We start from the raw sequence: 18,738 nt of genomic DNA on the forward strand, positions 1-18,738 counted from the left end.
GACTTTTGCCGCAGGGTCCGCTATTGTCTGGCGGCCCAGATCGAATCGCCGGCGATGAAATTGGTGGTCGGTCGCGGGAACAAGTAGGGCACGTCCTGCGTTTACCGAGCGCTATCCGGAGTGGATCAGCCCGATCCGCGCTGATAGGTGACCGGTGTGCGTGTGACGTGCACCACCGGCGGGACGGTGCGAGTACGGCGATTCCGAGCGGAATCGGTGTGACCGGGCCGGTCCGGGATATACGAAGTAAGGACGAGGGGAAGACGACATGGCAACCGACTATGACGCACCGAGGCGTACCGAAACCGACGATGTGTCGGAAGATTCGCTGGAGGAGCTGAAGGCTCGTCGTAACGAGGCACAGTCCGCCGTCGTGGATATCGACGAATCCGATACCGCGGAGTCGTTCGAGCTTCCCGGCGCGGACCTGTCCGAGGAAGTGCTGACCGTTCGGGTGATCCCGAAGCAGGCCGACGAGTTCACCTGCTCCAGCTGTTTCCTCGTGCACCACCGAAGCAGACTGGCCAGTGAGAAGGGCGGTCAGCTGATCTGCATGGACTGCGCCGCCTGAGCTCGCTCATGGCGGTGCCGAGTGTTCGGCTCTGTCATACGCGAAGCGTCATCGCCGCTTCGCACTGAGCTCATCCAGAGGGTCCATCGCTTCGCTCAGGGGGTTCAGCCCGCGCTGGGTAGGCCCAGCGCGGCCAGGACCTGTTCGGGCCGTCGCGTGCTGATCAACCAGTACGGCGTCGGGTCGTCCGGGTCGTCGAGCACGAGCACCACCATCGGCCCGATCCACGGCCGATGCTGCACATAGGCGGCGGGGTCCAGCTGGCGACCCAACGCCGCGCTCTTGGCCGTGTGGGCAACGACGGCCGCACGGGCCACGAAATTCACCGGAAGGTGCGCACGGTCGGCACGGAGTTCCAGCGTGCCCGACGCGTCCGGCGCCACCTCGATTCGGTGGCGGCTCAGCCACACCAGCACCCAGACCGGTACCGGGAACAGCAGAACGTAGGGCAGCCATGCCCGCAGACCCGGTGCGCCCATGTGGATTTCGGCGGCAAGCAACCCGGTGATGGCGAAGGCCACCGGCCACCACCACAGCGGCACCCAGAGGCGCTCGCGGTACACCTGCGTGCTCTGTTGCTTCATGTCCATGGTCACGGGGTTGGGCTGGTCCGACACGAGTCAACACTAAGTCACGACTGGCGCAGCGCTACGCGTAGGCTCGATCAACGTGACAGCACTTTCGCCTATCCCTTTGCTGCGGTTGGATCCCGGCATCCCGATGCCCGCGCGCGCTCACCACGGCGACGCCGGTGTGGACCTCTGTACCACGGAGGACGTCATCCTGGAACCCGGCGAGCGGGTGCTGGTCGGCACCGGTGTCGCGGTAGCACTTCCGGTCGGCACGGTCGGCCTGATTCACCCACGCTCGGGCCTGGCGGCCAAGACCGGACTGTCGGTGGTCAACACCCCTGGCACGGTCGATGCCGGATATCGCGGCGAAATCAAGGTGTGCCTGATCAATCACGACCCGCGCACGGCCATCGAGCTGCGTCGCGGCGACCGGATCGCTCAGCTGCTCGTGCAGCGGGTGGAGCTGGTCGATTTCCTGGAGGTCGACTCGCTCGACGAGACCACCCGCGGTACCGGCGGGCACGGCTCGAGCGGCGGGCATGCGAGCCTGACGGCGGTTGGCGCCGACGCGGCAGGTCGGACCACCGGTAAGGAGGCGTGATGGGATTGTTCGGCAAGCGCAAGGGATCCTCGGACGACCGTTACCCGGCCGACGACTACGACGATGAGTACGGCTACGACGAGGACGACGACTACGACGACAACGCTTACGCCGCAGCGGATTACCGCGATGCGGGCGCGCCGCAGTCGGGTCCGTACGACTTCGCCGATGTGGCGGATCTGCTCGAGCAGATCACCGAGCAGCGCCTCGACCTCGGTTCGGTGATTCTGCCGGTGCCGCAGGGTGGTCAGCTGCAGGTGGAGATGACGCCGGACGGCACGCCGCAGGCGGTGCACCTGGCGACCGAGCACGGCCGGATCACCGTCGCTGCTTACGCGGCGCCCAAGTCGGCGGGCCAATGGCGCACTGTCGCCGCCGATCTCGCGGATTCGCTGCGCAACGACGGCGCCAGGGTCGCGGTGGAAACCGGCCCGTGGGGTCGTGAGCTGCTTGCCGTCACCGAGGGCGCTGATCTGCGCTTCATCGGTGTCGACGGGCCGCGCTGGATGGTCCGGCTGGTCGCGGCAGGCCCGTCGGGCGCATCGAACGACGGCAGCCCGCTGGTGGCTGCGGCGCGAGCGATCCTGCGCGAGACCGTGATTCGCCGCGGCGACGACCCGTTGCCGGTGCGCGAGCCACTGCCGGTGGTGTTACCGCAGGAGCTGGCCGAGCAGCTGGCCGCGGCGCACCAGGCACAGGTGGACGCGCAGCAACAGCAGGTGGCGGCGCAGGCCGCGGCCCCGCAAATGGGCCCTGGCGGGTTGCCGCCTCGGATGCCGGAGGGTCCGCGCCGTGGCGTCGACGGCTCGGCCATGCAGCAGCTCGGCCTCAACTAGCGGCGAGTCAGCGCGGCGAATCCCGTGTTTCCGAGGATCGCCGGATCGGCGCCGAGTTCGGCGAGAGTGATTCGGTGGATGGTGGAGCGCGGGATCAGCGCGGCCCACTCCTCGGCGATGGCGAACGGGTGCACCGGATCATCGACGGCCGTCACGACCGCCACGGGCGCCGCCAGCGTGCCGAGTAGCTCGGCGCCGGGCCATTTGTAGTCGGCGGCCTCGTCGAGCGCCTCGGGCAGATCGGGCCACTGCGCGCGCCACGACTGGGTGAGCGCGTCGGCCAGCCAGCGCGGGCTGCTCGCGCGCATCCGGTCGATCACCGCGTCGATCCCGTCGACCCGCAACTGCGCGGCGGTCGCTCGCGCGCTCAATGCGGCCGGGCAGGCGGCGGTGTCGGGTCCGGTCCATCCCGGCAGCGCCGCGACCACTCCCGCGGTCAGCTCAGGGTGCTCGGCCGCCCACTCGATCGCGACGGCGGCGCCCAACGAGATCCCTGCCACAAGAACGGGACCCGTCGCGGCGGCGGCATCGAGCGCGGCCCGGTAACTCGCGACCACGGCCCGCGGATCGGGTTGTACCGCGACAACGTCGAGATGCCGCGCGGTGCACGCCGGTTCGAAAGCGCGCCTGGCGAAATCCGCGTCGGATCCGGTGCCGGGCAGGGCGACGACGACGTCGGCGGCCGACACGGGGTGTGGGGAGTCGAACACCGTGCCGAGCGTAGCGGGGGTGCCCTGGTGCATCTACAGTGGCGGGTGTGCGGCCACAGCCGGTCGTGTCGGGAAATCACGATGGTGTGTGACCCACACCGTCAGCTCTATGCAGGAGAGCGTGCGAAAATGTCATCCGCAGCCTCAGGGTATTTTCGACGTCTGGGCCGCAGACTGACCGAAGATATCGACCAGTTGGACGCCGAGGAACTCGCCGAGAAATCGGAGGCCTCCGGCGCGCGCCGCGCCTCGGAGTGTCGCCGCGGCGACGAGGCCACCATGCTCGGTAGGCTTCGCAGCGTCGAAGCGTGCCCGAAGTCCGCGGGCGCGGCCGTGCAGGCGGAGTTCTTCGACGGCACCGATGCCATCACCCTGGTGTGGATCGGCCGCAGGCGCATTCCCGGGATCGAGCCGGGACGGCGTATCTTGGTTCGCGGCCGCGTCGGCGATCGAGACGGCCGCAAGGTGATCTACAACCCCTACTACGAATTGCGCGGGAACAGCTGACGTATGCCATCGAGCAACGACAACGCCCCCTCGGGCGAACAGACCGAGCCCGCCGCGGCTCTCGACCGTGACGAGGAAGCTGCCGAGCAGACGCTGCTCGAGCAACTCGGCGGTTTCAGTGGCCTGATCTCTTCAACCGTTCCCGTTGTCGTGTTCGTCCCCGTGAACAGTTTCGCCGGGCTGACCGCGGCGATCTGGGCCGCCCTCGGTGCGGCCACGCTGATCCTGCTCTGGCGCCTGGTGCGGCGCAGCCCGATCCAGCCCGCCGTCTCCGGTTTCCTCGGCGTCGGCATCTGCGCGTTCATCGCGTACCGGATGGGGGAGGCCAAGGGCTTCTTCCTGTTCGGCATCTACACGAGCCTGGTGTACGCGGGCGTGTTCCTCGTCTCGATGCTGGTGCGCTGGCCGCTGGTCGGCGTCATCTGGGGCGTGTTGAACGGCCACGGCTCCGGCTGGCGCGCCGACCGGCGCGTGCTTCGCCTCTACTACGTCGCGACCACCACCTGGGTGGTGGTGTTCGCTGCCCGCTATCTGGTGCAGTCGCAGCTGTACGACGCCGACCGCACCGGCTGGCTCGCCTTCGCTCGCATCGCCATGGGCTGGCCGCTGACCGCGGTCGCGTTGGTGGTGACGATCTGGGCCGTGCGCCGGGCAGGCCATCTGCCGACGCGCACCGCACCCAAACCTGCCTGAGGCGTTAACTCCGCGGGCGCGTCCTGCGAAAACCTGAAGGGGTGGGGCAACTCTCACCGCAGAGGTGGGTCGTTACCCACCCTGGGGTGCCTGGCCGGTGGGCCGAGTTCAGCAGACGATCGTTGTGTACCGAAAAGCAACGCACGATCGCACGAAAGGACTCGGAACGTGGGTACCGAGCACAACACCGCGGCACTGCCGAAAAACCTCAATCCGGCCCTGTCGGAGAGCCGCCGCGTGTCGGCCGAGCTGGACAAGCTGATCGGTCCGGCCGCCGCGGGCGATCGCGCCGCCGTCACCGAGATCGTCCGCATCGTGCACCCGCTGGTCCGCCGGTATTGCGGTGCGCGCCTTGGCAATACGGCGCATCTGCAGGTGACCGCCGACGACGTGGTTCAGGAGATCCTGATCGCCACCGTCAACGCGATCCCGCGCTACCGCGATCAGGGCAAGTCGTTCCTCGCCTTCGTCTACGGCATCGCGGCCAACAAGGTGGCCGACGCGTTCCGTCGTTCCCAGCAGCACCCCACCTACCCGATGGCGGAGATGCCGGACGCGCCGTGCACGTCCGCCGGTCCTGAGGAGTGGGCGCTCGCCTCCGAACGGCGCGCTGCCACCAGGGAACTCATGAAGATCCTTGCGCCTGCACACCGCGAGGTGCTGGTCATGCGCATCGTGCTCGGCTGGTCGGCCGCGCAGACCGCCGAGGCGATCGGCACCAGCCCCGGCGTGGTCCGGGTGATGCAGCATCGGGCGCTGAACAAGCTGCGCGCGGAATTGAAGATGGCGGCGTGAGTTTCGCCGCCACCGCGCAGCAACCCGTATCGGGGAGTTACGGCTTGATGCCGTGGGTGGCGAGCTCGACCCGCAGGTCCTCTTCGGCCTCCACCGAGGTCACGAACAGCAGTTCGTCGTCGCCTTCGAACGGATCGTCCGGCTGCGGCACGATCACCCGGCCGCCGCGCAGGATCGTCACGAGGGCGGCGTCGCGCGGCAGGGTGAGCGCGCGCACCGGCTTTCCCGCGAGGGCGGTGTCACCGGGCAGGGTGATCTCGACCAGGTTCGCCTGACCCTGCCGCAGCGTCATCAGCCGCACCAGATCGCCGACCGTGACCGCTTCCTCGACGAGCGAGGCGAGCAGTCGCGGCGTCGACACCGCGACATCGACACCCCAGGAGGCGTCGAAAAGCCATTCGTTGCGTGGGTCGTTGACCCGCGCAACCACCCGGCGCACGCCGAACTCGGTCTTGGCGAGCAGGCTGTGCACCAGGTTCGCCTTGTCGTCGCCGGTGGCCGCGATGACCACCTCGTAGGTTTCCAGGCCTGCGTCCTCGAGCAACGCGAGCTCGCAGGCGTCGGCGTGCACCCATACCGCGTCCGGGATCGCGTCCGGGTCGATGTGATCGAGCTGGCGTTCCAGCAGCATCACGCTGTGTCCGCCGCGCAGGAGTTCCCTGGCGATGGATCGGCCGACGGCGCCCGCTCCGGCGATGGCCACTTTCATGTTCAGTCCTCGCTCACGGGGGGCTTGCCTGCCAGCGCGACCGCCTCGCCGACCGAGCCGGAGGTCGCTGCGGCGTACACCAGATCGTCGGCCTGCACGATGGTCTTGCTGTCGGGCAGTAAGCCCTGACCGAATCGGATGATGAAGGCGACCCTGGCGCCGATCGTGGTCTCCAGATCGCGAACGGTGCGGCCGTACCACTCCTCGTGCAGTGTGAGCTGCGTGACGGCCACCGTCCCCGTCGGGTCGCGCCACGTGGTTTTGGTGCTGCCGTCGCCGATCAGCGTGCGCAGGAACCGATCGGTGGTCCACGGCACCGTTGCGATCGTCGGAATGCCGAGACGCTCGTACACCGCGGCGCGCTTCTCGTCATAAATCCGGGCGACCACGCGTTCGACACCGAACATCTCGCGGGCCACCCGCGCGGAAATAATGTTGGAATTATCACCGGAGGAGACGGCGGCGAACGCGTCGGCGCGCTCGATTCCCGCACGCACCAAGACATCCCGATCGAAGCCGACGCCCGTCACGCGCTCGCCCGTGAAATCCTGTCCGAGGCGGAGGAAGGCAGCGGGATCGCGGTCGATCACCGTGACCTCGTGACCAACCCGGATCAGGGCATGGGCCAGCGCCGAGCCGACGCGACCACACCCCATGACCACTACGTACACCGTGCAACCTCGTTCCTGGAACCATGGCGTTCGGTCTGCTTCTTTGTTCGTCGAACGGTACCCGCCGAATGATTACACGGGCCACGTTCCCCCTTCACCTTCGCGCCAAACCTGCGGGGTTTGCTCGTCCGCTCATCCTGCGAAATCCCGAGGCCGCCGTCCGCCTTTGTTAGCAAAAGTGAAACAGACGACAGCCAATTCCGGCGAACGCCGTGCCACGCGCGCGACCGACCGGGCGTACGCCTATGCTCGCTCCAGTGTCCAAGTTGACGACGGCAGCGAAACGAATGCTGCTGGGCAGGCCTTTCCGTAGTGATTCGCTTGGCCATACCCTGCTGCCGAAGCGCATTGCCCTCCCGGTGTTCGCCTCGGATGCCATGTCATCGGTCGCCTACGCGCCGGAAGAAATCTTCCTGGTGCTCTCGGCCGCCGGGATCTCGGCATATGTCTACGCGCCGTGGGTCGGCCTCGCCGTCGCCTTCGTGATGGCCGTGGTGGTGGCCAGCTACCGGCAGAACGTGCACGCATACCCGTCCGGTGGTGGTGACTACGAAGTTGCTACGACGAACCTCGGGCCGAATGCCGGCCTGACCGTCGGCAGTGCGCTGCTGGTCGACTACGTGCTCACGGTGGCCGTCTCGATCTCCTCGGCCGCGTCCAACATCGGCTCGGCGATCCCGTTCGTCGCCACGCACAAGGTGCTGTTCGCCGTCGTCGCCATCGCCGTGCTCACCGCGATCAACCTGCGCGGTATTCGCGAGTCGGGCACCACGTTCGCGATCCCGACCTACGCGTTCATCGTCGGCATGTTCGCCATGCTCGGCTGGGGACTGTTCCGGATCTTCGTGCTCGGCGACGACCTACAAGCCGAATCGGCCGGATTCACCTTGAAGGCGGAGGACGAGCACCTCTACGGACTCGCCTTCGCCTTCCTGATCGCGCGCTCGTTCTCCTCCGGATGTGCCGCGCTCACCGGTGTCGAGGCGATCAGCAACGGAGTGCCCGCATTCCGGAAGCCGAAGTCGCGCAACGCCGCCACCACGCTGCTGATGCTCGGCACCATCGCGATCGTGCTGTTGATGGGCATCATCATCCTGGCGCAGAAGATCGGGATCGTGTACGCGCACAACGAAGCCGACCTGATCGGCGCGCCCCCGGGATACCACCAGAAGACGTTGATCGCGCAGCTCGCCGAGACGGTGTTCCACGGGTTCCCGATCGGGTTCTTCTTCATCACGACGGTGACCGCGCTCATCCTCGTGCTCGCCGCGAACACCGCATTCAACGGGTTCCCTGTCCTCGGATCGATTCTGGCGCAGGACCGCTACCTGCCGAGGCAGCTGCACACCCGCGGCGACCGGCTGGCGTTCAGCAACGGCATCCTGTTCCTGTCCGGCGCGGCGATCGCGTTCGTCGTGCTGTTCGGCGCCGAGGTGACCAAGCTCATCCAGCTCTACATCGTCGGTGTGTTCGTGTCGTTCGTGCTCAGTCAGACCGGCATGCTGCGGCACTGGACTCGACTGTTGCGCACCGAAACCGATCCGAGCCAGCGTGCGCGGATGAAGCGGTCGCGAGTGATCAACGCGATCGGTTTGAGCGCGACGGGCACGGTGCTGATCATCGTGCTCATCACGAAGTTCTTCGCGGGCGCCTACATCGCCATCTGCACCATGGTCGCGATCTTCATCGTGATGAAAATGATTCACAAGCACTACGATTCGGTGTCGCGCGAGCTGGAGTCCCAGGAGTGGGACGGCGTGCTGCCCAGCCGCTCACACTCGATCGTGCTGGTCTCCAAGCTGCACCTGCCGACCCGACGTGCGCTCGCCTACGCGCGCGCCACGCGGCCCGACACGCTCGAGGCGATCACGGTGAACGTCGACGAGGCAGACACCAGGGCGCTCGTGCGGCAATGGGAACAGAGCGATATCACGGTGCCGCTCAAGGTGATCGAATCGCCGTACCGGGAAATCACCAAGCCTGTGCTCGATTATGTGTACCGCGTGCGCAAAGACTCGCCGCGCGATGTCGTCACCGTCTTCATCCCCGAGTACGTGGTCGGCCACTGGTGGGAGCAGGTCCTGCACAACCAGAGTGCGCTGCGTCTCAAGGGGCGTCTGCTTTTCGAACCAGGAGTGATGGTGACGAGCGTGCCGTGGCAGTTGAGCTCGTCCACGCGGGCACGGACCCCGGGTGTGGTGAACGCCCCCGGTGCCGTGCGGCGTGGTTATGAAGACCGCTCATGAGTGAAACCGATCACGACACACCGAGGTTCGTGCGCGGTTCGCTGCTGGTCGCGGTGCGTGTGCGCGATTCGGATGGCGGTGAGGCTCAGGCATGAGTGATTGGCGGGGTACGACTTTCGAGGTTCGACTCGGGGCGCCCGGGCACGGCGGGTTCTGTGTGGGCAGGCACGAGGGACGTGTGGTGTTCGTGCGGCACGGGTTGCCCGGTGAGCTGGTGCTGGTGCGGGTCACCGAGGATCGTGGTGGATCGTTCTGCCGCGCGGACGCGATCGAGATCCTCGAACCGTCGCCGGACCGGATTCCCGCGACCTGCCCGGTCTCCGGCCCCGGCGGGGCGGGATGTTGCGACTTCTCCTATGCAACGCCGGAAGCGCAACGGGCACTGAAGGCTTCGGTGGTCGCCGAGCAACTGCGCAGGGTCGCAGGCATCGAGCGCGAGGTCGTCGTCGAACCGATCGCCGGCGCAGGCGACGCCACCGGCGGTTGGCGCACCCGCATCCGGTTGGCCGTGGACGCGCAGGGCCGGGCCGGTGTGCACGGCTACCGCAGCACCGAGGTGATCACGGATCTGCGCTGCCCCCAACCGGTTTCGGGCGCACTCGACGGGGTCGCGGATCGCTTGTGGACGCCAGGAGCGGATTTGGTGATCGCCGTCGACGGCGACGGCGTGCGCCACATCATCGAACTGGCGCCTGCGGCTGAAGGGGACCGTCGCGGTGCCCGTGGCGCGCAGCGCGTCGAATCCGACGGACGGCGCAGTGATCAACGCGGTCGCGACCGGCGCGGTCGCGCCGGTGCCGGAAGCCGCGGTGACGAACGGGGCAATCGTCGGCGCCCCGGCATCAAGTCGGGGAGCGAATGGCGTGCCGACGACGCTCCTGGCCGGTCGCAGAGCCCCGAAGAACCCGGTGGCGTCGAACGCGGCCGCCCGCGTCGGCCCGGCGAGGTCGGTGGGGTTCGCCGCACCAACCATCTCCGTCGCGGTGACGCCGATCGTGCGGGTGGTGCCGATCGGCGTAGCGACCGTGAGCAGTTGGACGGCGACGGCGACGGCGACAGGGAGGCGGGGCCGCGCTATGCCGCGGACGGGACTCCGGAGACGCCGCAGGCGGGGGAGCGGCGGAGTGCGTCGGCGCGGCGGGCGGCCACGCATGCGGCGCGGGACGAGTGGGTGATCTCGGGGACCGGGCGGGCGGTCGAGTACGTCGCAGGCCGCAGGTGGGAGGTGTCCTCGACCGGCTTCTGGCAGGCGCATCACGGTGCCGCGCAATGCTATTCGGATCTGGTGGCGGAATGGTCCGGGCTGCGGCCCGGCGGACTCGCCTGGGATCTGTACAGCGGCGCAGGCGTTTTCGCCGCTCGCCTGGCCGACCAGGTCGGGCAGACCGGTGCCGTGCTCGCCGTCGAGTCGGCGCGCTCCGCGGTCGCCGACGGCACGGCCGCCCTGCGCGACCTGACCTGGCTCGACCAGCACGCGCAGCGCGTCGAACGCTGGGTTGCCGAGCGCGTCGGTGGGGCAGCACCCGACGTCGTCGTCCTCGACCCGCCCCGAGCAGGCGCAGGCAAGGAAGTCGTTGCCGCCCTCGCGGCCACCGGCCCGCTCCGCATCATCCACATCGGCTGCGACCCAGCCGCTTTCGCCCGCGACCTAGGCCTCTACCAAGCCGCTGGCTACCACCTGGCAGACCTGCGCGCCTTCGACGCCTTCCCCGCAACCCACCACGTCGAATGCATCGCCCTCCTCGACCGCCACCCCGCACCCTGACCCGACAGCGCCTTCGCAGGCGCGTGGTGCGCGGATGACGAGTGGGACGTGGTGGCGGCGCCACGCCGAGCGCTCCGTCGTGCACCACTCGTGATCGGTCTGTGCTTCGAGCGGGACGTGGTGGCGGCGATAGAGGGGTCAGTCCTTGTAAATGGGTGGGCGGCGGTCTTTTCGGGCGCGGATGGCTTCGTCGAAGTTGTCGGTGGTCAGGCGGACATAGAGTTGGGCGGTGCCTTCGTGCTGCATGTGCGATTCGAAGCTGCCTGCTTCCATGCCGCTCCACAGCATGCGTTTGGTGAGTTCGGTGCCGACCCGGCTGAAGCTGATGATGCGGTCGGCCAGGTCATAGCAGGTGTCGAGGAGTTTCGCGGCGGCGACGGTACGGGAGACGAGGCCGATGCGTTCGGCTTCGGCGGCATCGACGTCGCGGCCGGACAGCATGATCTCGAAGGCACGGGAGGCACCGATGGCGCGCGGCAGCAGGTAGCTGATGCCGAGTTCCGTTGCGGTAAGGCCGTTGTTGATGCCTGCGGCGCGAAAGTAGGCTTCCTCGGCGGCGATTCGGATGTCGGTGGCGACGCTGAGGCAGAAGCCGCCGCCGATCGCCGCACCGTTGATCGCGCCGATCACCGGCTGGTGCATGCGGCGCAACGTGAGCATGACGTCGTTGAGCAGGTCCATCGAGCGGCGCGCGACGCTGGTCACCGTGAGCCCCTCGATGTTCGGGACCTTCCCCGCGCTTTGCAGGTCGGCGCCGGAGCAGAAGCCGTCGCCCGCGCCGGTGAGCACCACGACCCGAATGTCGTTGTCGGCGCTGACTTCCTTGAGCGCCTCGCGCAGCGGGATCATCACGTCGAACGCCATAGCGTTCATCCGCTCAGGCCGGTTGAGCGTGACCAGGGCTATGTGCGGTCGCGGCTTGTCGATGAGCACGAACGACATCCGATCCCCTAACTGACACAGGTTCTAGAAATAGGTTCGCGCTCAATATAGGCACGGCCACGTCGCGATAGCAGTGAATCCGCAACTGGTCGCTGCCGACGCGTTGCCCTAACGGGGCTCAACCCAGCGAGGGCTGGGAATGTGGGGGTGTGGCAAAGAATCCGGGCCCGCCGGTGGGTGGGCGGACCGGGAACCAGGTGAACAGGATGGCGGCGGTGACGGTGAGGACGCCCCAGCCGACGAAGCCGTATCCGGTCAGCAGGGGATTGGTTTCGTGTGTCGGGGAGTCGAGCGTGCTGAACACCACGGCATTGGCGTTGAAGGCGGCGTGTGCGACGGCGCCCGGCCAGATGCTGCCGGTGCGCATGCGCAGCCAGCCGAGGATGGCGCCGAAGGGCACGCAGAAGCCGAGGAAGGCGACCGCGGCCCACGCGCCGAGGTTCGGATAGGTGTAGCCGAGCAGCGTCAGCGGCGCATGCCACAGCGCCCAGACCAGGCCGGTGACAAGAATTCCCGCGCTGAGGCCGAAGCGTCGGTTGAGCTGGGGCAGCAGCCAACCGCGCCAGCCGAGCTCCTCGCCGAGCGCGAACGGCAGTGTGCTGAGCGTGGTCACGGCGATCGCTTGGATGATCGCGGCGATCGCGATCTCGGGCCCGCGGAAGTCGAAGACGTACAGGCCGTACACGGTGCAGAGCCCGAATGTCGTCCACAGCAACAGCGGTGTCCCGAGCCAGGCGAGCACGATCAGCGAGCCGGTGCGTCGCGGTCGCGGCCCCAGCGGTAATCCGTTCTGCGCCACCAGCTCCGGCCAGCTCAGGCGCCGGTATCGCCACACGGCAAGCAGACCGAGTGCCGGGGCGAGCATCATCAGCGCCGCGCCCGTGTGCAGCCACAAGCCGGACCGCAGACCGTCGCCGTCGAGCCACGGCCCGGACGCCACCGCCCACGCCACACCGACCGTCACCAACAGGAAGAGCACGAAATCGTTGCGCCGAGCAATCATCCGACATCCTTCGAACGGCGGTCTGCCTTACCTACTCGGACGCGGCGCGGGCCTGCTCGGTTCCATCGATCTCGAATTTCGTGCGCGAGATCTAGAGTCGCACCCATGACCGTGTATGTCATCGCCCAGCTGAAGTTCACCGATCGCGCGGCCTACGACCGGTATCAGGCCGCGTTCATCGATGTCTTCGCGCGCTATTCCGGCACCTTGCTAGCCGCCGACGAGTCGCCGCAGGTCTACGAGGGCGCCACCGATCGGGAGAAGGTGGTGTTGATGTCGTTCCCCGACGAGATCGCGTTCCGTGCCTGGGCGGAATCGCCCGAGTACCTGGAGATTTCGAAGGACAGGCACGCGGGCGCCGACACGGTGACGTTGCTGGTGAAGGGGCTTGGTCGCCGCTCCTAGGCACGGCCGCCCGTGCATCGCAGCGACTTCCACCTCAGGCGAGCTGCCAGGTCACCCGAATCGCCGCCGAGATCTCGCTTTCGCCGAGCTCGACCGGCACCGGGGCCGCACCATAGGCGTCCATCGACTTGGACATCGCCATGAACCGCGGCCCGGACGGCGGTGCGGAGGAAGCGTTTTCGGTGATCTCCAGCACGGCGCCGAGCGCACGACCTGAACGTTGGGCGTATTGCTCGGCTTTGGCGACCGCGTTCGCCCACGCCGCGTCCCGCGCCTCGACGAGCAGCGAATCCTGGTCGGCGAAGGTCAGATTGAGACCGCCGAGGCGGACATCGTCACCGCCCGCGTCGACACAGTTGGCGATGACGGTCGCTGGTCCGGGATCGGCCTCGTCGCCGATGTCACGCAATGCGACGGTCAGTGAGGTACTGGCGAGGTAGCCGGTGATCCGATTGCCTTCGCCTTCGGTCCACACGGTTTCGGTGTGCACCGACAATCCGCTGGTGGCGATGTCGCTGCCCGCGACACCGTCGGAGCGCAACGACTGGGTGACGGCGCCGACTCGCTCACCGGCCTTGCTGTAGGCGAGCGCGACCTTGCTCGCCCGGCACTCGATGGAGATCGTGACGCGCATCAGATCGGGCGTGGCGCGCACGGTGCCCGCACCGAAAACGGTCACGGTGGCGGACTCGGACTTCTTACTCACGGCATGCTCCTCGATGGTTGTCGCTTGCGATGTACCCAACGGGCTCCGATCTGCTCAACGGCGGACGCCGCGGAATCGTCCCCGCTGCGCTCATCGACCCTGCCCACCGGTCGATTCTCAATAATCTCCGCCGCGCACCGCGATCGACCGCACCGCCGCGTCCATCTGCGCGTACGCGCCTGCCGCGAGCCGCTCGAGCAACGCCAACTTCAATTGCGGCGCCTTTGCGGTGAGCTCGTCGAACCGCGTCGGAGTCAACACCGCGACCCGCACCGGCGTCTCGGCCCGCGCCTCGTTCACGAACGGCGTGCCGACCAGCATCGGAATCTCACCGAACGACATCCCGGCAGACACGCTGACCAGCCGATGCGTCCGTCCGTCGCTGCCGTCGAAGGTGATCCGCACCCGCCCTTCCAGCAGCAGATACAGCCCGGACCGCGCACTCCCGCGCCGCGCGATCACCTCGCCGCGCGCGAACGTGCGCACCTCGAACTCCTTGGCCAACTGCGATCGATCATCCGACTCCAGCGCCGCGAGCGCCGGATGATCTTCGATCGTGATCGATGTGCACACCGGCTCATCGGCGGGCCGGTATCGCTCGAGCACGATGTCCTCACACCATTCGGTGGCCGTGTCGCGATCGATGAACACCCGCCCCTGCGGATCGTCCGGATCCAGACTCGACGCCGTGTGCCCGAGCTTGGCGTCGGGATCGACCAGCGCCACCCGCACCCCCACCGCGGCCAGCTCGGTTTCCAGCGCATCGATCATCTGCACCGCGATCGCGCTCACCTCGCCGACTCGGCGCAGATCGACCACCAGCGCCGCCAACTCACCGGCCTGCTCCTCGATGCTGCGCACCGCGCTCTCCGCGCCGGCGAACAACAGGTCACCATGCAGTTCGAAAACCCGGGCCCGATGCCCGTGTTCGGCGAGCAGCGCGATCTCCTCGGTGGTCCTGCGCAGCCGTGACGGCACCTCGGCCACCGAGTACCGCGCCCGGATCGCGGTCCGCGCGGCCCGCGTGACGTGCAGAAAGTGCAATTCCAATCGCCGCGACAGTTCCCGGCACGCGGCGACGCCGCGCACGCTGTTGCCGTGCGCGTCGAGCCGCGGCGAGTACACCGCGATCCCGATCTGGCCGGGCAGCACCGCGACGATCCCGCCGCCGACCCCGCTCTTCGCGGGCATCCCGACGGTCGTCACCCAATCGCCTGCCGCGTTGTACATGCCGCAGGTGGTCATCACGCTGAGCACCCGCTCGGTCAGGTCCGTCGTCAGTGCGCGTTCCCTGGTCACCGGGTTGCGCCCGTTGTTGGCCAGCGTCGCCGCCATCAGCGCCAGATCGTGGCAGGTCACGTCGATGGAGCATTGCCGGAAGTAGCGGTCGACCGCCTCGTCCGGATCGGAGTCGATGATGCCGAACGAGCGCAGCATGTAGCCGATCGCGCGATTGCGGAAACCGGTGCGTGCCTCGGACGCGTACACCGCCTCGTTCAGGTGCAGTTCGCGGCCTGCGAAGCGCGAATAGCAGCGCCGGATGCGCTCGAATCGCTCGTCCGGATCGTGGCCGGTGATCAGTGCCGCCGCGGTGATGGCGCCCGCGTTGATCATCGGGTTGCGCGGTCGCTCGGTCACCGGATCCAAACTGATCTCGTTGAACGCCTCACCGGAGGGCTCGACATCGATGCGTGCGTCGACGGTCGCGGTGCCGCGGTCGGCGAGGGCCAGCGCGTAGGTGAACGGCTTGGAGATCGACTGGATGGTGAACTCGGTGTCGAGGTCGCCGGTGCCGTACACCTGCCCGTCCGCGGTCGCCAGGCAGAGCGCGAACGAATCCGGTTGCACCGCAGCCAGTTCCGGAATGTAGTCGGCCAGCGTGCCGGAATTATCCGGCAAGCACAGCTGATAGACGTCGGCGACGATCCTGGCGACGACGCCGGGATCGACCGTCCGCGAGACGCTGGGTTCGATTGTCTGCGAAACCTTGTGCTCGGGCTCGGCCACACGCCCACTCTAAGCCGAGTACCGTATGCCGAGGCTCACATCTCGGCCCGCGCTGCGCTGGTGGTGGCCCATGATGTCAGTAGTGGTGGTCGTTTGCGAGGTGTGCCAGTTCGGTTCTCGTTCGAGGGCACGATCGGCCGCTCCGTAGACTGATCGGATCAGATGCGCTATCCGGAGGGAGCGAGTTCAGGTGGGAGTGCTTTCCCGGGTCGATACGCCCGAAGATCTGCGTCCGCTGACGACGCCGCAATTGCGCGAGTTGGCAGACGAGATTCGTGAGTTCCTGGTGCGGAAGGTCGCCGCGACCGGCGGGCACCTCGGCCCGAATCTCGGCGTGGTCGAACTGACCATCGCCCTGCACCGGATCTTCGACTCGCCTGCCGACCCGTTGATCTTCGACACCGGCCATCAGGCCTACGTGCACAAGATCCTGACCGGCCGCAAGGACGAGTTCGACAGCCTGCGCAAGCGCGGCGGCCTGTCCGGCTACCCGAGCCGGTCCGAGAGTGCGCACGACTGGGTGGAGTCCTCGCACGCCTCCGCGTCGCTGTCGTATGCCGACGGCCTGGCCAAGGCGTTCGCGCTCAGCGGTCAGAACCGGCATGTGGTTGCGGTCGTCGGCGACGGCGCGCTGACCGGCGGTATGTGCTGGGAGGCGCTCAACAACATCGCTGGCGCGCCGGACCGGCCGGTGGTGATCGTCGTCAATGACAACGGCCGCTCCTATGCGCCGACCATCGGCGGCCTGGCCGACCGGTTGACCGCGCTGCGCACCCAGCCCGCCTACGAGCACGCGCTCGACACCGGGAAGCGGCTGCTGAAGAGCATTCCTCGGGTCGGCGAGTCCGCGTACTCGATGATGCATGCGGTGAAGGCCGGGATAAAGGACGCGGTGAGCCCGCAGGAGCTGTTCAGCGACCTGGGTATGAAATACGTCGGCCCGGTGGACGGGCACGACATCGTCGCCTTGGAGGCGGCGCTGCGTCGTGCCAAGGACTTCGGTGGTCCGGTCGTGGTGCATGCGGTGACGCAGAAGGGCCGCGGTTACGCGCCCGCCGAGAACCACATCGCGGACCAGATGCACGCCTGCGACCCCATCGACCCGCTCACCGGCGTTCCGGTCGGCGGCCCGAAGGCGCGCGGCTGGACGTCGGTGTTCTCCGAGGAGCTCATCGCCCAGGCCGAGCAGCGCGACGACATCGTCGCGATCACCGCAGCCATGCCGGGCCCGACCGGGCTCGCGGCGTTCGGCGAGCGGTTTCCGGAGCGGATGTTCGATGTCGGCATCGCCGAACAGCACGCGATGGCCTCGGCGGCCGGGCTCGCGCTCGGCGGCATGCATCCCGTAGTGGCGATCTATTCGACGTTCCTCAATCGCGCGTTCGATCAGTTGCTGATGGATGTCGCGCTGTTGAAGCAGCCGGTGACCGTGGTGCTCGACCGTTCCGGCATCACCGGGCCCGACGGCGCGAGCCACAACGGCATGTGGGATCTGTCCGTGCTCGGCATCATCCCCGGTATCCGGGTGGCCGCGCCGCGTGACGCGGCGACGCTGCGTGAGGAGCTGGCCGAGGCACTCGCCGTCAACGACGGGCCGACCGCGATCCGGTTCCCGAAAGGCAGTGTCGCCAACGACATTTCGGCTGTCGAGCGGCTCGACGGAGTGGACGTGCTTCGGCTGGCGAACGGGGAGCCGGGCAGCGCCGATCCGACGCTCGAGGCAGGCGGGTCGGTGCAGGCGGTGCGTGGTGACGTGCTGCTTGTCGCCGTCGGCTCGTTCGCCGAGATCGCCCTCGGTGCCGCGGAACTGCTGGAGGCCGAAGGGGTTTCGGTCACCGTGATCGATCCGCGCTGGGTGCTTCCGGTGTCCGACACGTTGGTGAAGCTGGCCGAGAACTACCGGCTCGTGGTGACGGTGGAGGACGGCGGCCTGCACGGCGGCATCGGTTCCACCGTTTCGGCGCGGCTGCGCAACTCCGGCCTCGATATTCCGACGCGCGATCTCGGTGTGCCGCAACAGTTCCTGGATCACGCGTCGCGGGGTGAGGTGCACACGGAGCTGGGCCTGACGGCGCCGGACATCGCGCGCCGGATCAGTGGGTGGCTCGCCTCGCGGTGAGCTCAGTCCGCACGTGCCGGGACGAGCTCGGTTCACGGGCGAGCCGATGAGCTCGACCCGCTGGGGGCGGGGATGAGTTCGGCCTGCTCGTGAGGGGATCAGCTCTGCCTGCTCGCGCGTGGACGCGTTCAGTCCGCCCGCGTCGCCGCCGCGATGAACAGCGGCAGCGCCACCATGAGGCGGTTCGCGGCCGCTCGTGCGGTCTGCTCCGCTAGCCACGCTTCTGCTCGCTCGCGCGGCACTGCGTCGGCCTCGAGTGCCGAGGAGACCAGCTCGGTGAGCACCGGGATCATCAGCTCGTCGGTGAAAACCGGTGTCCGGACTTCCATCGTGACGTCACGGAAGCCGCTGTCGAGCAGCAGGTTCCGGTAGGCGCGGGCCACCGTTGGGTTGGTGACCTTGTTCGCGCGAGCCTGCACGAGGGCACGAGTGGTGTCGTCGTCGGTGGAATCGATGAGGTAACCCGCCCAGTCCTGGCTCATCAGGACGATGCGACCGCCGGGTGCCAGGACGCGCTCGGCCTCGGCCAATGCGGCCGCCGGATCAGGCAGGACGTGGAAGACCTTGTCCGCGCGGTAACCGGACACCGAAGCGTCGGGCAGCGGGAGCGCTTCCGCGGTGCCGGCCAGGAAATCGGAGGCGGGCCAACGGTTCCGCGCGACGTCGAGCATCTGCTCGTTCGGATCGACGCCGATCGCGGCGGCACCGAGGTCGGCCAGTTCGGCGACGGCGCGGCCCGAACCGCAGCCGACATCGACGACTGCCGCGCCTGGCCGCAAGCGCAGGAGCTCGTAGGAGTGGGCGCGGAGTGCTACGGCACTCTGGGCGGTGTCGAAGGCGTCGAGCAGCTGGATCAACAGCGGGATGGGGGTGGACATGT

At 67.9% G+C, this 18,738-nt stretch carries 19 protein-coding genes; 10 read left to right on the top strand and 9 right to left on the bottom strand.

Annotated elements, in window-relative coordinates; all coding sequences use genetic code 11:
- The first annotated feature begins 268 nt into the window (after positions 1–268).
- A complete protein-coding gene (locus tag ACGFNJ_RS24915) occupies positions 269–571 on the top strand; it encodes a DUF4193 domain-containing protein (RefSeq protein WP_069160046.1) in 303 nt (100 codons plus the stop codon).
- 104 nt (positions 572–675) lie between these two features.
- Here the strand turns inward: ACGFNJ_RS24915 and ACGFNJ_RS24920 are convergent, their stop codons facing one another.
- Positions 676–1,155, bottom strand: a complete 480-nt coding sequence (locus tag ACGFNJ_RS24920; protein ID WP_393454138.1) for a DUF3093 domain-containing protein — start codon at positions 1,153–1,155, stop codon at positions 676–678.
- A gap of 85 nt (positions 1,156–1,240) precedes the next feature.
- On the opposite strand from ACGFNJ_RS24920, the gene dut reads away from it, so the two are divergent.
- On the top strand, positions 1,241–1,744 hold the full coding sequence (gene dut / locus ACGFNJ_RS24925; RefSeq protein WP_393452650.1) for a dUTP diphosphatase: 504 nt from the start codon (positions 1,241–1,243) through the stop codon (positions 1,742–1,744).
- A gap of 5 nt (positions 1,745–1,749) precedes the next feature.
- Entirely contained in the window at positions 1,750–2,580 is an 831-nt protein-coding gene (locus ACGFNJ_RS24930; protein ID WP_393454141.1) for a DUF3710 domain-containing protein, read from the top strand.
- Here the strand turns inward: ACGFNJ_RS24930 and ACGFNJ_RS24935 are convergent.
- Positions 2,577–3,290, bottom strand: a complete 714-nt coding sequence (locus ACGFNJ_RS24935) for an alpha/beta fold hydrolase (protein WP_393452653.1) — start codon at positions 3,288–3,290, stop codon at positions 2,577–2,579. The two genes, ACGFNJ_RS24930 and ACGFNJ_RS24935, sit on opposite strands and share 4 nt — an antisense overlap.
- A gap of 129 nt (positions 3,291–3,419) precedes the next feature.
- On the opposite strand from ACGFNJ_RS24935, the gene ACGFNJ_RS24940 reads away from it, so the two are divergent.
- The 3 genes from ACGFNJ_RS24940 (at position 3,420) to ACGFNJ_RS24950 (ending at position 5,285) form a co-directional block, all read left to right on the top strand.
- Positions 3,420–3,797, top strand: a complete 378-nt coding sequence (locus tag ACGFNJ_RS24940; RefSeq protein WP_069160043.1) for an OB-fold nucleic acid binding domain-containing protein — start codon at positions 3,420–3,422, stop codon at positions 3,795–3,797.
- Between the two features lie 3 nt (positions 3,798–3,800).
- Positions 3,801–4,490, top strand: a complete 690-nt coding sequence (locus ACGFNJ_RS24945) for a DUF3159 domain-containing protein (protein ID WP_393452657.1) — start codon at positions 3,801–3,803, stop codon at positions 4,488–4,490.
- 168 nt (positions 4,491–4,658) lie between these two features.
- Positions 4,659–5,285 carry a sigma-70 family RNA polymerase sigma factor gene (locus ACGFNJ_RS24950; RefSeq protein WP_393452660.1) on the top strand — a complete coding sequence of 209 codons (627 nt, stop codon included), beginning with the start codon at positions 4,659–4,661 and terminating at the stop codon, positions 5,283–5,285.
- A gap of 37 nt (positions 5,286–5,322) precedes the next feature.
- Here the strand turns inward: ACGFNJ_RS24950 and ACGFNJ_RS24955 are convergent, their stop codons facing one another.
- Positions 5,323–5,994, bottom strand: coding sequence for a potassium channel family protein (locus tag ACGFNJ_RS24955; RefSeq protein ID WP_393452663.1), 672 nt, complete (start codon positions 5,992–5,994; stop codon positions 5,323–5,325).
- A gap of 2 nt (positions 5,995–5,996) precedes the next feature.
- Positions 5,997–6,665 carry a potassium channel family protein gene (locus tag ACGFNJ_RS24960; protein WP_393452666.1) on the bottom strand — a complete coding sequence of 223 codons (669 nt, stop codon included), beginning with the start codon at positions 6,663–6,665 and terminating at the stop codon, positions 5,997–5,999.
- Between the two features lie 257 nt (positions 6,666–6,922).
- On the opposite strand from ACGFNJ_RS24960, the gene ACGFNJ_RS24965 reads away from it, so the two are divergent.
- Positions 6,923–8,911, top strand: a complete 1,989-nt coding sequence (locus ACGFNJ_RS24965) for an APC family permease (RefSeq protein WP_393452669.1) — start codon at positions 6,923–6,925, stop codon at positions 8,909–8,911.
- 91 nt (positions 8,912–9,002) lie between these two features.
- A complete protein-coding gene (locus ACGFNJ_RS24970) occupies positions 9,003–10,676 on the top strand; it encodes a TRAM domain-containing protein (protein ID WP_393452672.1) in 1,674 nt (557 codons plus the stop codon).
- Between the two features lie 138 nt (positions 10,677–10,814).
- On the opposite strand, the gene ACGFNJ_RS24975 is transcribed toward ACGFNJ_RS24970, so the two are convergent.
- Complete coding sequence (locus ACGFNJ_RS24975) at positions 10,815–11,618, bottom strand: enoyl-CoA hydratase (RefSeq protein WP_393452675.1); 804 nt, start codon at positions 11,616–11,618, stop codon at positions 10,815–10,817.
- Positions 11,619–11,736: 118 nt separating this feature from the next.
- Positions 11,737–12,621 carry a CPBP family intramembrane glutamic endopeptidase gene (locus tag ACGFNJ_RS24980; protein WP_393452678.1) on the bottom strand — a complete coding sequence of 295 codons (885 nt, stop codon included), beginning with the start codon at positions 12,619–12,621 and terminating at the stop codon, positions 11,737–11,739.
- Positions 12,622–12,726: 105 nt separating this feature from the next.
- Here ACGFNJ_RS24980 and ACGFNJ_RS24985 point away from each other — a divergent pair, with 105 nt between their 5' ends.
- On the top strand, positions 12,727–13,026 hold the full coding sequence (locus ACGFNJ_RS24985; RefSeq protein ID WP_393452681.1) for a DUF1330 domain-containing protein: 300 nt from the start codon (positions 12,727–12,729) through the stop codon (positions 13,024–13,026).
- 34 nt (positions 13,027–13,060) lie between these two features.
- On the opposite strand, the gene ACGFNJ_RS24990 is transcribed toward ACGFNJ_RS24985, so the two are convergent.
- Complete coding sequence (locus ACGFNJ_RS24990) at positions 13,061–13,732, bottom strand: SIMPL domain-containing protein (RefSeq protein ID WP_393452684.1); 672 nt, start codon at positions 13,730–13,732, stop codon at positions 13,061–13,063.
- A 117-nt stretch (positions 13,733–13,849) separates the two neighbouring features.
- Positions 13,850–15,706 carry a glutaminase A gene (glsA, locus tag ACGFNJ_RS24995; RefSeq protein WP_393454144.1) on the bottom strand — a complete coding sequence of 619 codons (1,857 nt, stop codon included), beginning with the start codon at positions 15,704–15,706 and terminating at the stop codon, positions 13,850–13,852.
- A gap of 223 nt (positions 15,707–15,929) precedes the next feature.
- On the opposite strand from glsA, the gene dxs reads away from it, so the two are divergent.
- A complete protein-coding gene (gene dxs, locus ACGFNJ_RS25000; protein WP_393452687.1) occupies positions 15,930–17,858 on the top strand; it encodes a 1-deoxy-D-xylulose-5-phosphate synthase in 1,929 nt (642 codons plus the stop codon).
- A gap of 128 nt (positions 17,859–17,986) precedes the next feature.
- On the opposite strand, the gene ACGFNJ_RS25005 is transcribed toward dxs, so the two are convergent.
- Positions 17,987–18,736: a methyltransferase domain-containing protein gene (locus tag ACGFNJ_RS25005; RefSeq protein WP_393452690.1), complete on the bottom strand. Its 750-nt coding sequence runs from the start codon at positions 18,734–18,736 to the stop codon at positions 17,987–17,989.
- Positions 18,737–18,738: the final 2 nt, after the last annotated feature.

The organism is Nocardia sp. NPDC049149 (genome assembly GCF_043197455.1).
In the GTDB taxonomy this organism is placed as follows: Bacteria; Actinomycetota; Actinomycetes; order Mycobacteriales; family Mycobacteriaceae; genus Nocardia.

Bases quoted from the DNA above. Each gene is read 5' to 3' on its own strand.
- ACGFNJ_RS24915 (WP_069160046.1), top strand. From the start codon at position 269: ATGGCAACCGACTATGACGCACCGAGGCGTACCGAAACCGACGATGTG.
- ACGFNJ_RS24920 (WP_393454138.1), bottom strand. From the start codon at position 1,155: ATGAAGCAACAGAGCACGCAGGTGTACCGCGAGCGCCTCTGGGTGCCG.
- ACGFNJ_RS24940 (WP_069160043.1), top strand. From the start codon at position 3,420: ATGTCATCCGCAGCCTCAGGGTATTTTCGACGTCTGGGCCGCAGACTG.
- ACGFNJ_RS24945 (WP_393452657.1), top strand. From the start codon at position 3,801: ATGCCATCGAGCAACGACAACGCCCCCTCGGGCGAACAGACCGAGCCC.
- ACGFNJ_RS24955 (WP_393452663.1), bottom strand. From the start codon at position 5,994: ATGAAAGTGGCCATCGCCGGAGCGGGCGCCGTCGGCCGATCCATCGCC.
- ACGFNJ_RS24970 (WP_393452672.1), top strand. From the start codon at position 9,003: ATGAGTGATTGGCGGGGTACGACTTTCGAGGTTCGACTCGGGGCGCCC.
- ACGFNJ_RS24975 (WP_393452675.1), bottom strand. From the start codon at position 11,618: ATGTCGTTCGTGCTCATCGACAAGCCGCGACCGCACATAGCCCTGGTC.
- ACGFNJ_RS24980 (WP_393452678.1), bottom strand. From the start codon at position 12,621: ATGATTGCTCGGCGCAACGATTTCGTGCTCTTCCTGTTGGTGACGGTC.
- ACGFNJ_RS24985 (WP_393452681.1), top strand. From the start codon at position 12,727: ATGACCGTGTATGTCATCGCCCAGCTGAAGTTCACCGATCGCGCGGCC.
- ACGFNJ_RS25005 (WP_393452690.1), bottom strand. From the start codon at position 18,736: ATGTCCACCCCCATCCCGCTGTTGATCCAGCTGCTCGACGCCTTCGAC.